This is a genomic window from Mannheimia sp. ZY171111, assembly GCF_017750945.1.
Classification (GTDB): domain Bacteria; phylum Pseudomonadota; class Gammaproteobacteria; order Enterobacterales; family Pasteurellaceae; genus Mannheimia; species Mannheimia pernigra.
Genome location: NZ_CP046532.1, coordinates 826217 through 841919, shown reverse-complemented (window position 1 = coordinate 841919; position 15703 = coordinate 826217). Strand labels below are relative to the sequence as shown.

The window sequence follows — 15703 nt, the reverse complement described above, 5'->3', positions numbered from 1 at the left end:
TGGATTTTTAAATAAAGCAACAAGACAAATTATAAGTAATTTGATAATATACACGGCTTTTTTTAAATAATGAAAATTACCTATATAAAGAGGACAATATGAATAAAATCTATCGTGTAGTTTTTACCCCCCCCCCCCACACACACACACACACATACATACACCTTTCAAGCTGTATGTGAAAATGCTAAATCAAGGAAAGTGCCGTAGCACTGTCAAAATATTAACGCTGAGTGCATTGGCTGCTTCGGTCATACTGGCTATTCCAAATGCAATTGCTCAGCTTACGCCTGTACTTCCTCCAACAAACGCCACTCATCGCATAATAGGGAACGCGATCGATTACACTTGTATTTCCAACTTAGGAGAATTGCAAGGAGGGGATTTTAATGATGACTTTGATAGGTTAATGGAAAGATGTGGCGGCAATGATGTTTATAAAAACAATATGACCTATCTTTTTGATCCGATATATGGGAGATTGTCATTAGGATATGGTGCTTGGGCTGAGCGTGAATATGGCGTAGCAATTGGCTATGACACAAAAGCAAATGCTAAATATAGTACAGCAGTGGGTAGTAATGCAAAAGCTGATGGCGAGTATGCATCAGCATTTGGTGCATATGCTCAAGCGAGCGAAATTGCTGCAACCGCATTAGGTACGGCTGCCAAAGCTATGAGTGAGACAAGTATCGCTGTCGGTGTAAGTTCTACTGCTATGGCTAAAGAAAGCATTGCTGTTGGTGTAAATGCTATTGCAAAAAAACAAGGTTCAATTGCATTGGGTTCGCTCTCTTTGGCAGATCGTGCTGGACTGCCAGAAGGTACAACCACCGCCATCACCACACCGAATGCTGCCCAAAACAGCGTGTATTCGCCAACCAATACCGAAGCAGATAATGCTGGTATTTTGGCAACCGTCAAAGGCACTGAAAATGGTGCAGTGTCGGTAGGTGCAACAGATGAAACCACTCGCCAAATCATCAATGTGGCCGCAGGGAGTGCCGACTCTGATGCGGTCAATGTGGCACAGTTAAAAGCCACGGCCGCCAAATACTTTGCCGATAAAGATTTGTCTGCTGACAAGCCTGCCATTGATACAGCCACTGCCAAAACTATGCCTAATCGTGTGCTAGGAATTAAGGGTAAAGAGACTGCTGCTCAAACAGACACAAAAACAGAAAAAAAAGATACAGATGCTAAAAATCGTGCTGATACCCAAAATATCATCACCACCATTGACACTGTCACCAACACTGTATCGGTGGAGCTAAGTTCGCATGTGAAGGGTTTGTCTAGCTTGCAGTTTGACGCCCAGCAAGGGGTTAAAATTGGTGATAAAGATACCAGTGCTGTAGCTAATTCTGTGGCGATTGGTAGGGGGGCTACTGTTGCAAGTGGTCAGAATCCAGGCATTGGGTTTAGACAAAATCCTAATTTTTCAACCGACCATAACACCGTAGCACCCACGCAGGTTTCCCAAAATATCAAAGTATTTCAATCTATAAATGGTGTGGCATTGGGCGATAAAGCCACCGCAGGAAAAGGGGCAACTGCTATCGGTGGATATGCCCAAGCTAAAGGCACTTATGCAGTAGGCGTGGGTTCAGCAGTATCCGCCAAAGGTTATAATAGTGTCGCTGTTGGTCAGGGGGCGCAGGCAACAGGCAATAGCACGCTCTCTATGGGGCGTGAATCGGTAGCATCTGGTAGTTATGCGACCGCTATCGGCAATGTGGCATCTGCCATAGCAGATGGTGCATTTGCAGTAGGGCATTCAGCACAAGCTACAGGTAAGCGTACGATTGCCATTGGGGCGGTAGAAACTGATGGCAAGAATACCGATGGCGTGCATAATCCGAATGGTACTCGTGCCACTGCAGACGATGCGATTGCGTTAGGTACAGGTGCGTATGCTAGTAAGATAAATGCTATTGCCATCGGTACAGGTGCAAAAGCACTTGGCGACAATGCGATTTCTATCGGTAAGGGCAATACCGTTAATGGCAACAATTCAGGTGCTTTTGGTAATCCAAGCACTATTGATGCCAATAATTCCTATTCGGTGGGTAATGATAATAACTTGGTACAAGGACAAAACGATGTCTTTGCCTTAGGTAATAGTATTACCCAGACTACTAATAACTCTGTATTTTTAGGTTCAAATTCAGCCTATACCGTAGGTAATAATACTGCAGGTTTGGTAAAAGCAGCAGATGCTACTATTAATAATGTTACCTATGGCAATTTTGTAGGCAATGCAGATATCACCACAGGTGTGATCTCGGTGGGTGATAAAGACAAAGAACGCCGTATCCAAAATGTGGCGGCTGGTGCTATTACCGAGAGCTCAACCGATGCGATTAACGGATCGCAGCTATACTTTGTGGCAAAAGGTACTTTGGACCAAATTCCTGTCATCTATGTCAACAAAGACGGTAAGAAAGTGTACAAAAAGCCTGATGGCACTTTTGTTGATGAAGATGGTGCTACAGTAACAGTCACCGAAGACAATCCGCTCAGCGTTGCGTTGAAAAATCATGATGGCTCTACCAAAACGCCAATGATTTTAAACAATCTGAAAAGTGGTTTGACTAAGGTAGATAGTACAGGGCTTTTGAATCTTAATGATCCGAAAATCAAAGATGACACGGCAGCCACGGTGGGCGATTTGCGTGCGATGGCTTGGGCGATTGGTACTGGCAATGTGGGTGCTCCTGTGAATGACTTTACATTTAGTAAGGTCATTCAAAACGGTGGTATGGTAAAGTTTGTCGGTGATAATGGCGTACAGGTATCAGGCGAAACTACTGCTGAGGGTGTGCAGCTTATCACTGTTAAGGGTACCAGTATCAGCAAACAAGAGCGCGATTATGGCTATGATTTAACCATCATCAAGCCAGACGGCACCCGAGAAGTACTAACGATCAAAAACGGTGCCAAAGGCGACCGTGGTGAAGCGGGTCCTAAAGGTGAAGCAGGTGCTGTAGGGCCAGCAGGGCCTATCGGTCCACAGGGGCCAGCGGGTGCCAAAGGTGACCGTGGTGAAGTGGGTCCTAAAGGTGAAGCAGGTGCTGTAGGGCCAGCAGGGCCTATCGGTCCACAGGGGCCAGCGGGTGCCAAAGGTGACCGTGGTGAAGTGGGTCCTAAAGGTGAAACAGGTGCTGTAGGGCCAACAGGGCCTATCGGTCCACAGGGGCCACAAGGCCCAGGCGGTCAATTACAGAGTGAATTAGATAATATCGGTTGGGATCTCGCTGTTGGCGGCAAGACTGCTGAAGGTTCAGAACAGGGATCTAAAAAGGTAAAAAATAAAGGGAAAGTAACGGTTTCTGGTGGTAAAAATATGGTTGTTTCACGTAAAGATTCAACAGTTGAAGTTGCCACTTCAAGTACTCCTGAATTTGATACCGTGAAAGTAGGCAATACCACTATCAGTTCATCTATTGCACAAGACGGTGTAAATGAAGTGAACTTGGTGGGTACGAATAATGCTCCAACACGTATTACAAATGTTGCTCCAGGTGTGAAAGGCACAGATGCAGTGAATGTAAACCAGTTAAAAGGTGCGGTAAGTCATCTTGATAATAAGATCAACCGTAACAATCGTAACTTGCGAGCAGGCATTGCAGGGGCGAATGCCGCAGCAGGCTTACCACAGGTTTACATTCCAGGTAAATCAATGATTGCTGCATCAGCAGGCACTTTCAAAGGTGAAAATGCAGTTGCAGTGGGTTACTCTCGCTCAAGCGATAACGGCAAAGTTATCTTGAAATTACAAGGTAATGCGAATACTAGCGGAGACTTTGGTGGCTCTATGGGAGTTGGTTACCAGTGGTAATTTATTTATAGTGGTTTAAATCCCTTTCTTGGAAAGGGATTTTTACTTGGTATAGAGCAATCAGCACAAGCGGTTAAATTTTGTTAAAATTTTGCTATTATGTAGCAGTTGCAAAAAATTGCTAAAATTCAACCGCTTGTAATGGAGGAATAATGAAAAAAGAAGACATCCAAAAAATGCAAGATCGTTATAACGAATGGGCGGAATTACTGCCTGAGTTGGAAAAAAGCCTTGAACAGTGGAAGAAAGCCGTCGAGCTTTTAGAGCCATTAAGCCAATTTTATGATGGTCCGAAATGGCGTAAATTGCATGAAAGTTTTAATGAAGAGTTAGAGACAAAGGGCAATTATAGTGTGTTGTCTGAAGATGCGCTGTGGAATGCGTTATCAGAACAACATCAATTAGCGTTAGAGTGGTTGAAATTATCAACCGCATATATTACGAAAGAATAAAATAAAAACAGATGCTAAAGTGAGCATCTATTTTTTATTCGTGAGGGACTTGTTTGTTAGCGTAATAAGCAGAACCACGAATTAACATTCTAAGCTGCATAATCACACGTTGTTTGAGCTTTTCTCGTTCTTGGTTATTCATATCTAGTGCGTGAGAGCCAGCAGTAAACACTAAAGTCACCAATCCTTCCGCTTGAATATAGGCGAGTGCTCGCTTGCTGTGGTTATCTTTTCCCATAATGTAATCAGCTAATTCGGCAACAAAGTGCTGGATTTCTCGTGAAGCGGCAGTTCTAAAGGCTTGTGATGTACCCGAGCTTTCTCGTAGCAGTAATCGGAATACATTAGGTCTATCGGCAATTAATTCAAAAAAAGTGTCAACGGATACAATCACAACGCTGCCACCGTTAGCAATTCGTTTGCGTGCCTGACGCATTAATTGTCGGAGCAGTAAACCAGACTCATCAACCATTGCTAAGCCTAGCTCGTCCATATCTTTGAAATGGCGATAAAACGACGTTGGGGCAACGCCTGCTTCACGGGCAACTTCTCTTAGGCTGAGGTTGGAAAAGCTTTTTTCTGGACTTAATTGGTTAAACGCAGCCTCAACTAATGCTCTGCGTGTTTTTTCTTTTTGAATGGCTCGTATGCTGACTACATTTACCATTTTAAACCTCAGCTTTGGTAATCTGTGTGATTGCTTGGGCTAAACGCTCATAGCGAACACGTAATGGTGAACCTGGTCGGTAAACCATACCCACTGTACGGAAGGGTTTGGGATTATTAAAAGGTATATAGCAAATGCCCTCTGTTGGCTTGGCTGCTAGTTTAGGCATCAGTGCTATACCGATATTTGCTGCAACCATATTGCGTAAAGTTTCTAAATTAGTTGCTTTAAAATGCGGATTTTCTTTTGCACCAATAGATAAACAGTAATCAAGCGTATGGGTTCGTAAGCAATGCCCACCATCAAGGAATAGTAACTCTTTGTTCTTTAATAAACCGATATCTAATTTATCTAGCTTCGCCCATTCGTGATTTTCTGGCACAACTAAATAAATTTCTTCATCAAAAATAGGTACTTCGATAAAAGGTTCACTTTCTTTGACAAATGAGATAATTCCGCAATCTAATTGCCCTGATTCAAGATGATCTAATAGTTGATTGGTTTGTAATTCGTAAAGATAAAGCTCTAAATCAGTAAACTCTTTTTTCAATGCAGGAATAATGATGGGAGAAAGATAAGGCCCGAGTGTAGGGATGACCCCAATATGAAGTGGGCCAGACATCTCTTTACCTTGATTGCTTGCCATTTCTTTTAGAATCTTCACTTCTCTTAATACGACTTTTGCTTGTTCCACTAGCGTTAAGCCTGCTTGCGTAAAAAGCACTTTTCGGCTGGTGCGTTCTAGTAAAATTGTGCCTAGCTCCTGTTCTAATTTACGGATTTGCCCACTTAATGTTGGTTGGCTGACATTACAAGATTCTGCCGCACGGCGGAAATGTTTATAGTCTGCTAGGGCAATTAGGTATTCTAAATCTCGAATATTCAATTTATTTCTCCAATTTGATATTTTCCTATTCATCCGATGGGTGGATTATGCCATATTTGCAAGGTTAATGTTGAGCATTTTACAATATAACTTTGTTAGTTGATAGGATTTGACGATAAGTTTTGATTTTTAATTCGGTTAAATAAATTAATAAGAGACGAGGAGAATTTTCTCAATAACAGAAAATGGGGCTTAATGCCCCATTTAGACGCGATTTATTTTAATAAATAAGCACGTAAGGTGGCAAAATCTGCGGGCATTTCATCAGATAACAGCGGTAATTTATTGTGTTTATCTAATGCTTCTGGAAGTGGTAATTCAATGTCTAAAATACGCTCAACAGATTCTTTAAATTTAGCTGGGTGAGCGGTACATAAGAAAATACCTGTTTCGCCTGCTTGTAGTTGGTCTTTTAAGCTTTGGTAAGCAATTGCACCGTGTGGCTCGCATAAATAACCTTCTGCATATTGGGCTTTTAAGGCTGCTTCAGTTTCTTCATCATTTAATGTGGCTGAGCCTAAATTTGATAAGCTCCAGTTATTACGTTTAAATAATTCTTCAACACGTGGCCAGTTATTTGGACGACTTACATCCATTGCATTAGAAAGGGTTGCAATGGTTGCATTTGGCTCCCATTTGCCTGATTGTAAATAGCGTGGAACGGTATCGTTAGCATTCGTTGAGGCAATAAAGCGTTTAATAGGTAAGCCCATTGACTTGGCAATTAAACCAGCTGTTAAGTTACCAAAGTTACCACTTGGTACAGATATTATAACGTTATCACGTTTTTCTTTAGGTAGCTGTGCTACTGCTTCAAAGTAATAACAAACTTGAGCCAATAGGCGGCTGATGTTAATAGAGTTTGCCGAGTTCAAACCGATTGCTTGGCGAAGTTCTACATCATCAAAGGCTTGTTTTACTAATGCTTGGCACGCATCAAAATCTGACTCAATCGCCACCGTGCGAATATTACCGCCTAATGTACAGAATAATTTTTCTTGTAATCGGCTGATTTTACCTTTTGGATAAAGAATCACCACATTGATATTCTCTAAGCCATAGAATGCGTGAGCCACTGCCGCTCCAGTATCACCTGAAGTTGCGGTTAAAATAGTAATTTTACCATCGCCACGCACATTCGCTAACGCTTGAGCCATAAAACGTCCACCAAAGTCTTTAAAGGCTAGGGTTGGACCATGAAATAATTCTAACGCATAAATATTATCATTGACTTTGGCAAGCGGTGCAGGGAACGTAAACGCATTTTTTACCATTGCATTTAACGTTTCTGTGGGTAATTCTTCCCCGATTAATGCGGAAAGAATTTTTTGGCTACGTTCTACTAAAGGTAAATCAAGTAATTCGTCAATATTGTCTAATTTGGGTAAAATGTCAGGGAAAAATAATCCTTGATTTGTGCCTAAACCTTGGCGTACGGCTTGGGCGAAATTGACTTGCTCTTGAGGATGTTTGATGTTGTATAAGTTCATTGAGGGGTCCTTGTTTAAAATAGCCATTTTTAACTGATTTTAGCTATAAGCAGTGATTAGTCAATGCAAAAGCGAGAAATAAGCGGTATGATTTCGTAAAAATGTTGCAAAGGAGATAAAAATGGAAACCACAACACGAAAAATTGCAAAACAAAAACAGATTGCTTTGGTTGCTCACGACAGCTGCAAGCTTGATTTAATTCGTTGGGCACAAGCGCATAAATCGCAGCTTATCTCTCATAAACTCTATGCAACGGGGACGACAGGGCATTTGCTTGCCAGAGAAATAGGGTTTGAAATTACCTCGTTAATGAGCGGACCAATGGGCGGAGATCAACAATTAGGCGGGCTGATTGCAGAAAAGAAAATTGATATGTTAATTTTCTTTTGGGATCCAATGAATGCCGCCCCGCACGACCCAGATGTTAAAGCCTTAATGCGAATTGCAACGGTGTGGAATATTCCTGTGGCAATTAATGAAACTTCTGCCAATTTTCTGTTAAATGCTGATTTATTTAACCAAGAAGTTGAGGTCATTGTGCCAGATTATGATGGTTATTTAGCTGATCGTTTGGGTTAGCATTATCGCTGATAACAAGCGGTCATATTTTTATAAAAATTGACCGCTTGTCATTACACATTTACCTAATTTGCAATCTCAACTTAATTATGCGTTTTTGCGTGATGATCAAAATGAATCTTCCACAGCATTCTAGCGTCCAAATTGGCGGAGGCAAACATTGTTAGGAAAACCGCTGCACCAAAATAGAAAGCAGCTTCGCCTACCGAAAAACTTAAAATTTGCCCACGTTCAAGTAGCGACATCATCAATGAAAGTACAAATAAATCAAGCATTGACCAACGCCCTATAAAGTGAACGTAATGGAGTAATTTCATTTGTAAGTGTATTGGGTGCTGCCATTTGTAGTGAATCGCGAGTAATAGATACAAAATAATCGTTATTTTACTCACAGGCACAGCAATACTTGCGACAAATACAATAGCAGCCACAAGATAACTGCCCATTTCAACAAATAAAATCACTCCTGACATTAATGAATCTGCTGACACTTTGCCGGCCATTTCGGTAATTGAAATTGGGAAAATATTGGCAGGAATCATCATAATCGTGCCAGCAATCAAAGATGCCCATATACGCTGAATTTTAATATTATCGGCAATCGATAAATTGCTCTCACAACGAGGGCAGCGTTGTTGTCCCTTCAAGTCTAAAATGGTTTCATCAAAACAGTATTCGCAAGTTGGGCAAAGCGTTGGCTTACTATTGTGATCAAAAGGTAGCGAGTGATATTCAGGGTAAAATTGCTCCCAGGCTTGTTTAGGTTCTATTTTGATAAAAAGGAGCGTGTTTAGTATTGCCACCAATACGAAAGCGATTAAATTGCTATCAAATTGTAAATCGGCATAATCCCGAATTTTAAAAGCGGCAACGGCAAGTGCAATTAAATAAACGTCAAGCATTACCCACTCTTGAATTTTAGTGAGAAATATTAATGTATAACGAGGGCGCTGGCGGGTGATTTGTTGGATTTGAATAGTTAAAATCAACAAAACGAAAACAACAGGCATAATTACAGCACAGACTAATACCATAAATGCGGTGTAATGATAGCCTGCAGTTGCCATTTTCCAAATGCCGTCCCAGACGGTTGCATTAATTTTTACGCCAAGTAAATCAATGCTGAGTAGCGGAAAGCCAAGAGCAAACGGCAATAAAATCAAGATCGCTAATGCGAGAAATGCACTGCGATGTAAGCTCCAGGTATTGCCTTTTCGTATAATATGATTGCAAGTCGGGCAGAGGGAGTCTCCTTTTTCTGCTAAAGAAACTCGCACTGCTTGACCACATTCAAGGCAGGTTTGTAGAACAATGCTTTTGATCTTCATTTTTATCTTTTATCTTGTGGGGCGAGTATATCGACCTGTCCTACGCATTATTAAATATAAGATAGTTAAAGTGCCATCTTATCTATTGCCAATTTAAATCGCTATTTTCTACTTTATCTGGAAGATTGCAAGCGGTTAAATTTTCAAAAAAATGTGCAAATAAAAAATAATTGCGTATTTTGCAATATAAAATGTTAATATTTTCAATTTACGCAATAATGCGTTAATGTATAATCACTTCACAACCTCATTTAATTAAGGAGACAACAATGTCTAACTATTTTAATACATTAAATTTACGTCAAACATTAGATCAACTAGGTCGCTGCCGTTTTATGGATAGAAACGAATTCGTAGATGGTTGCGATTTCTTAAAAGGCAAAAAAGTGGTTATTGTAGGCTGTGGGGCACAAGGTCTAAACCAAGGTTTAAATATGCGTGATAGCGGATTAGATATCGCTTACGCATTGCGTGCTGAAGCAATTGCTGAAAAACGTGCATCATTTAAGCGTGCTTCAGAAAACGGCTTCGTAGTGGGTACTTACGAACAATTAATTCCTGAAGCAGATTTAGTGATCAACTTAACCCCAGACAAACAGCACTCAAAAGTAGTTGCAGATGTAATGCCATTAATGAAACAGGGGGCAGCCTTTGGTTATTCACACGGTTTCAACATTGTGGAAGAAGGCGAGCAAATCCGCCCAGACATCACCGTTGTGATGACAGCCCCAAAATGCCCAGGTACAGAAGTGCGTGAAGAGTACAAGCGTGGCTTTGGCGTGCCGACTTTAATTGCAGTTCACCCAGAAAATGACCCGAAAGGCGAGGGATTAGCGATTGCGAAAGCCTGGGCAAGTGCAACGGGTGGTGACCGTGCAGGCGTATTAGAATCTTCATTCGTAGCAGAAGTGAAATCTGACTTAATGGGTGAGCAAACTATTCTTTGCGGTATGCTACAAGCAGGTTCAATTGTATGTTATGACAAGCTAGTGGCAGAAGGTAAAGATCCAGCATACGCAGGTAAATTGATCCAATTTGGTTGGGAAGCGATTACGGAAGCATTAAAACAAGGTGGTATCACCTTAATGATGGATCGCTTGTCTAACAGTGCAAAATTACGTGCATTTGAGCTTTCTGAGCAAATCAAAGAAGAATTAGCGTTCTTATTTGAAAAACATATGGACGATATTATTAGCGGTGAGTTCTCATCAACGATGATGGCAGACTGGAAAAATGGCGATGCGAACTTATTAAAATGGCGTGAAGAAACCGGCAAAACTGCCTTTGAAAACGCACCACAAGCAGACGGCATTAAAATTGCGGAACAAGAATATTTTGATAACGGCGTGTTAATGGTTGCAATGGTAAAAGCAGGGGTTGAATTAGCGTTTGACACAATGGTTTCAGCAGGTATTTATGAAGAATCTGCGTACTACGAATCGCTACACGAGTTACCGTTAATCGCAAATACCATTGCTCGTAAACGTTTATATGAAATGAATGTGGTTATTTCCGACACTGCAGAATACGGCAATTACCTATTCTCTCACGTTGCAACCCCAATTTTAGCGGAGAAAATTATTCCAACCTTAGAAAAAGGTGATTTAGGCGAACCAACACCGGCAGTTGAAATTGACAACGTTACATTGCGTGACGTAAATGATGCCATCCGTAACCACCCAATTGAGTTAATTGGTCAAGAATTACGTGGTTATATGACGGATATGAAACGTATTTCTTCACAAAATTAATGGTGATTTGGTATGGAAGGGGCAAATGATAATTGCCCCTACAAGCGGTCGAAAAAACGAAATTTTTTGCAAAAGTGCGGTAGTAATATTGCACTTTTTCTTTTGCAAAATATCATTAAAAAAACAACCGCTTGTTATTATTTAGTCAATAAATCGAGCGCTTCTTGGTATTTTGCGACAGTTTTTTCAATCACCTCAGTGGGTACTTGTGGGGCAGGGGCTTGCTTGTTCCAACCGCTGCTTTCTAGCCAATCACGTACGAATTGTTTATCAAATGAAGGTGGATTTGTGCCTTCTTGGTAAGTATCAATCGACCAGAAGCGGCTAGAATCTGGCGTGAGTACTTCGTCCATTAAGGTTAATACGTTATTTTCATCTAGCCCAAACTCAAATTTAGTATCACAAATAATTATTCCTTTGGTCAGTGCATATTCTGCCGCTTCTGTATAGAGTTTGAGTGCGGCATCACGCACTTTGGCTGCTAATTCTATACCGATTTGGCGTTCGCATTCTTCATAACTGATGTTAATGTCGTGATCGCCTACTTCTGCTTTGCTAGAGGGGGTAAAAATGGGCTGTGGCAACTTGCTTGCTTCAACCAAACCATTTGGTAATTTCAAGCCACAAATTGTGCCCGTTTGTTGATAATCTTTCAGCCCCGAACCTGTTAAATAACCACGCACGATAGACTCAATTTTCACAGGCGTTAAGCGTTTACATACCACGGCACGGTGTTGGACTGCTTGTGCTTCTTCTTTGGGTAAAACATCAAAGACACTATCGCCAGTAAAATGATTTGGCATAATATAGGATAATTTATCAAACCAGAAATTAGAAATTTGGGTAAGAATTTCGCCTTTACGAGGAATGGGATCATCTAAGATTACATCAAATGCGGATAAGCGATCGGTTGCCACCATTAGCATTCGTTTTTCATCAATTTCGTAGAGATCACGCACTTTACCTGAGTAGATTTTTTTTAAGCTGATTTGCATTTTCACATTCCTATATATTCGTCTGATTTGTAAAAAATTGTCAAAATTATACCGCTTTACGCAAACGTTTGCTATTGATTGTTTATGCTTAAATAAAGCACAAAAAATTTATGAAAAAAGACTTGCTATTGCCAAAATTTAGGCGTATCTTTTAAGCCATTCATTTGGAGAACAAAAAATGACATTTATTCGTACGCATCATCACCATCATTTCCCTGGATAATCTTTCGGGCATTTGGTGTGTGCGGAAGATAGAAACTTCCGAGTACGCATAAAAAGCAAAATTTAACCCTCTCGGAAGCTATTTCGATAGGGTTTTTTCATATTTAAAAGAAGGAAACAACAATGACAACAAAAAATCGATTAAGAATTGCTATGCAGAAAAAGGGGCGTTTAAGTCAGGAATGTAGTGAGTTGCTCAAGCAATGTGGTGTCAAAATTATTTGGAACGATCAACGCCTCATCGCTTACTCAGAAAATATGCCGATTGAGATTTTGCGTGTGCGTGATGATGATATTCCTGGTTTAGTGTTCGATGGCGTAGTTGATCTTGGCATTATTGGGGAAAATGTTTTAGAGGAAGAAGAGCTAGGGCGTTTGAGTTCAGGTGAAGACGTTAATTATAAAAAACTTTGCCAGTTAGACTTTGGCGGTTGTCGATTATCACTGGCTATAGATCGTGATAAAAATTATAGCAATGTGAAAGACTTAGAAAATGCAGTCATTGCAACCTCTTATCCAAACCTTTTAAAACGCTATATGAAAGAACAGGGCGTATCTTTTAAAAGTATTTTATTAACAGGCTCTGTAGAGGTTGCACCAAGTGCTGGTATTGCGAATGCAATTTGTGATTTGGTGTCATCAGGGGCTACATTAGAAGCGAACGGATTAAAAGAAGTTGAAGCTATTTACCATTCAACTGCTTGTGTCATTCAGCGTAAAGAACCACTATCAGCAGAAAAACAGGCGTTGGTGAATAAATTACTGGCTCGTATTCGAGGCATACAACAAGCTACAGAATCGAAATATATTATGTTACACGCACCAAAAGATAAATTAGCTGAAATTACGGCATTGCTACCAGGAGTGGAAAACCCAACTATTCTCCCATTAGCGAATGATCAAACCCGTGTTGCAATGCACGTGGTAAGTCAAGAAAATTTATTCTGGGAAACAATGGAAAAGCTTAAAGAGATGGGCGCAAGCTCAGTTTTAGTATTGCCGATTGAAAAAATGCTCGCTTAGTCTCTTAGTATAATGCTCCTTTCTAAGCCGTTTAAATGGCTTGGAGCTTAGCATTTTAAAAAGTTAACTTGTAATAAATGGAGTTCGTTATGAAACTATCCGATAGACATAAAAAAGGACAGCAATATGCAAACCCTAATTTGGAATAACCTTACTGATACCGAAAAACAAGACTACCTCGATCGCCCTGCACAAGTTATTGGCGAGAGTATTAAAGCAGCCGTTGATAATATTAAAGCGAATGTGTTAGCGAATGGCGACAAAGCCTTGTTTGAATTAAGTGAGCAGTTTGACAAAATTAAATTAGACAGCCTTATTGTTTCAAAAGAGCAAATTCAGCAGGCAGAGAGCCGTATTTCCCCAGAGCTTAAAAAAGCGATTCAAAATGCTAAAGTGAATATTCAAACTTTTCACAAAGCTCAACAAAATCAAGAAGTGGATATTGAAACTCAGCCTGGTGTGCGCTGCCAAGTGATTACTCGCCCAATTAATGCCGTGGGGCTTTATATTCCTGGTGGTTCAGCACCACTTTTTTCTACTGTGCTTATGCTTGCAGTGCCTGCTAAAATTGCAGGCTGTAAGAAAATAGTGCTTTGTTCCCCTCCGCCAATTGCAGATGAAATTCTTTACACTGCGAATTTGTGTGGAGTTGAGACTATTTATGCTATTGGTGGCGCTCAAGCCATTATTGCAATGGCAAATGGCACAGAAACAGTAGCCAAAGTGGATAAAATTTTTGGACCAGGTAATAGTTTTGTGACAGAAGCCAAGCGACAGGTTATGCAACAGGGAACGGCAATTGATATGCCAGCGGGTCCAAGTGAGGTGTTAGTTATTGCAGATGAATTTGCTGATCCTGCTTTTGTGGCAAGTGATTTACTCTCGCAAGCAGAGCACGGGGCAGACTCTCAAGTGGTTTTAGTCACTCCAAGTGCTGCTTTAGCTAAAGCGGTGGATAAAGAGTTGGAAAAACAGGTTGAAGTTTTGCCCCGTGGTGAGACTGCACGGAAAGCACTGGCTCACAGCCGTACTTTTATTGCAGAGAATTTACAACAAGCGGTCGAAATTAGTAATAAATATGCACCTGAACATTTAATTGTTCAAACAGAAGATCCTCGTTCACTTTTGGACGATTTAGATAATGCAGGCTCAATTTTCTTAGGTGCTTACTCACCAGAAAGTATGGGCGATTATGCCAGCGGGACAAACCATGTTCTGCCAACTTATGGTTACACTAAAACCTATTCCAGCTTAGGATTGGCGGATTTCAGTAAGCGAATGACAGTTCAGGAGCTTACTCAGCAAGGATTTTTAGCATTAGCAGAAACAGTTGAGAAAATGGCGAGTGCAGAGTTGTTAGATGCTCATCGTAATGCAGTAAGTCTTAGGGTTGCAAAATTAAAGGGCTAGCTCACACAAGCGAACAACTTGTTCGCTTATTTTGTGTAAGACTGGTTTAAACCTTGTAGAATTTTATTCGGAATATCACTCTGAATTTGCTGAACAGCATAATCAATTGCATAGTAAAACGCATTAGCATTTGCTCCGCCGTGACTTTTCACAATCACTTTTGATAAGCCCAGTAATGTTGCTCCATTATGGCGATCAGGATTGATTTCTTGTAGTTTTCGGTAGTAACGATAAAAAATGAGTTTGAGTAAATAGCGTTTGGTATTACGACAAATGTTAAAATCTGCTTTCTCCTTTTTAAATAGAGAAAGCAGATTTTTTGCTGCCCCTTCTAACGCTTTTAAGGCAATATTACCAGTGAATCCATCACAAATAATAACATCTGTGAGATTATTGGTTAATTTATCGCTTTCAATAAAACCGATGTAGTTTATATCTTGTCTATGTTTGAGTAATTGGTGGACTGCTTGAAGTTGTGCCTTACCTTTGTTTTCTTCTGTGCCAATATTTAATAAAGAAAGGCGAGGGTAAACGAGGTCCAGCATCACCTGAGCAAATAGATTTCCCATTTCTGCAAATTGTTGTAGCTGGTAGTTACTTACTTCAATATTTGCACCTAAATCCAGCATCACACTAGATTTACCATTTGTTGTTGGTATCAGAGAGGTGAGTGCAGGGCGTTCAATATTAGGTAATGGCTCAATGAGTAATTTTGCTAATCCCATTAATGCTCCTGTATTACCGCCACTTATGCAGCCTAGTGCTTTTCCTTCTTTCACCGCTTCAATTGCTAAACGCATAGAGCTGTTCTTACTTTGACGGATTGCTTTGGAAAAAGGAATATCGCTATCAATTACTTGTTCAGTATGATGAAGTTGGATTTTAGGGTGATTTAGCAGAGAATATTTTTGTAATAATGGCGTAATTTGGTTTTCATCACCAAATAGTAAAAATGAGAGATTTGACTTTTGCGTTAAGGCTTTTGCGATAGCAGGAATAGTAACACGGGGACCGAAGTCCCCGCCCATCACATCTAATGCAAGAGTGATATCATTCAA

General features: G+C 40.5%; 12 protein-coding genes and 1 other annotated feature. Of the genes, 6 read left to right on the top strand and 6 right to left on the bottom strand.

Translation table 11 applies throughout. From position 1 onward, the window contains the following. Nucleotides 1–184 precede the first annotated feature (184 nt). Together GM698_RS03985 and GM698_RS03980 are read left to right on the top strand one after the other, a co-directional pair. Nucleotides 185–3841 carry a YadA-like family protein gene (locus GM698_RS03985; RefSeq protein WP_209289691.1) on the top strand — a complete coding sequence of 1219 codons (3657 nt, stop codon included), beginning with the start codon at nt 185–187 and terminating at the stop codon, nt 3839–3841. Nucleotides 3842–3993: 152 nt separating this feature from the next. Further along, nucleotides 3994–4293, top strand: a complete 300-nt coding sequence (locus GM698_RS03980; protein ID WP_176807633.1) for a DUF4298 domain-containing protein — start codon at nt 3994–3996, stop codon at nt 4291–4293. 34 nt (nt 4294–4327) lie between these two features. Here GM698_RS03980 and fabR read toward each other — a convergent pair whose 3' ends face one another. From fabR to thrC, 3 genes are all read right to left on the bottom strand, one after another. Next, nucleotides 4328–4960, bottom strand: a complete 633-nt coding sequence (gene fabR, locus GM698_RS03975) for an HTH-type transcriptional repressor FabR (RefSeq protein ID WP_209289690.1) — start codon at nt 4958–4960, stop codon at nt 4328–4330. A gap of 1 nt (nt 4961) precedes the next feature. After that, on the bottom strand, nt 4962–5846 hold the full coding sequence (oxyR, locus tag GM698_RS03970) for a DNA-binding transcriptional regulator OxyR (RefSeq protein ID WP_176807631.1): 885 nt from the start codon (nt 5844–5846) through the stop codon (nt 4962–4964). Between the two features lie 215 nt (nt 5847–6061). Beyond that, entirely contained in the window at nt 6062–7336 is a 1275-nt protein-coding gene (gene thrC / locus GM698_RS03965) for a threonine synthase (protein ID WP_176807630.1), read from the bottom strand. 121 nt (nt 7337–7457) lie between these two features. On the opposite strand from thrC, the gene GM698_RS03960 reads away from it, so the two are divergent. Then, entirely contained in the window at nt 7458–7916 is a 459-nt protein-coding gene (locus tag GM698_RS03960; protein WP_159628992.1) for a methylglyoxal synthase, read from the top strand. Nucleotides 7917–7999: 83 nt separating this feature from the next. Here GM698_RS03960 and GM698_RS03955 read toward each other — a convergent pair whose 3' ends face one another. Beyond that, nucleotides 8000–9244: a paraquat-inducible protein A gene (locus GM698_RS03955; RefSeq protein WP_176807629.1), complete on the bottom strand. Its 1245-nt coding sequence runs from the start codon at nt 9242–9244 to the stop codon at nt 8000–8002. 269 nt (nt 9245–9513) lie between these two features. Between GM698_RS03955 and ilvC the strand changes: the two genes are divergently transcribed. Continuing rightward, nucleotides 9514–10995, top strand: coding sequence for a ketol-acid reductoisomerase (ilvC, locus tag GM698_RS03950; RefSeq protein ID WP_209289689.1), 1482 nt, complete (start codon nt 9514–9516; stop codon nt 10993–10995). 137 nt (nt 10996–11132) lie between these two features. On the opposite strand, the gene GM698_RS03945 is transcribed toward ilvC, so the two are convergent. Then, nucleotides 11133–11990 (bottom strand): phosphoribosylaminoimidazolesuccinocarboxamide synthase, encoded by an 858-nt coding sequence (locus GM698_RS03945; RefSeq protein WP_209289688.1) that lies wholly within the window; start codon nt 11988–11990, stop codon nt 11133–11135. A gap of 198 nt (nt 11991–12188) precedes the next feature. After that, nucleotides 12189–12314, top strand: a sequence feature (His leader region). 21 nt (nt 12315–12335) lie between these two features. On the opposite strand from GM698_RS03945, the gene hisG reads away from it, so the two are divergent. Next, nucleotides 12336–13235, top strand: a complete 900-nt coding sequence (hisG, locus tag GM698_RS03940) for an ATP phosphoribosyltransferase (protein WP_176807626.1) — start codon at nt 12336–12338, stop codon at nt 13233–13235. Between the two features lie 126 nt (nt 13236–13361). Then, nucleotides 13362–14645, top strand: coding sequence for a histidinol dehydrogenase (gene hisD, locus GM698_RS03935; protein ID WP_209289687.1), 1284 nt, complete (start codon nt 13362–13364; stop codon nt 14643–14645). A 26-nt stretch (nt 14646–14671) separates the two neighbouring features. Here the strand turns inward: hisD and plsX are convergent, their stop codons facing one another. Further along, nucleotides 14672–15703 (bottom strand): phosphate acyltransferase PlsX, encoded by a 1032-nt coding sequence (gene plsX / locus GM698_RS03930; RefSeq protein WP_176807624.1) that lies wholly within the window; start codon nt 15701–15703, stop codon nt 14672–14674.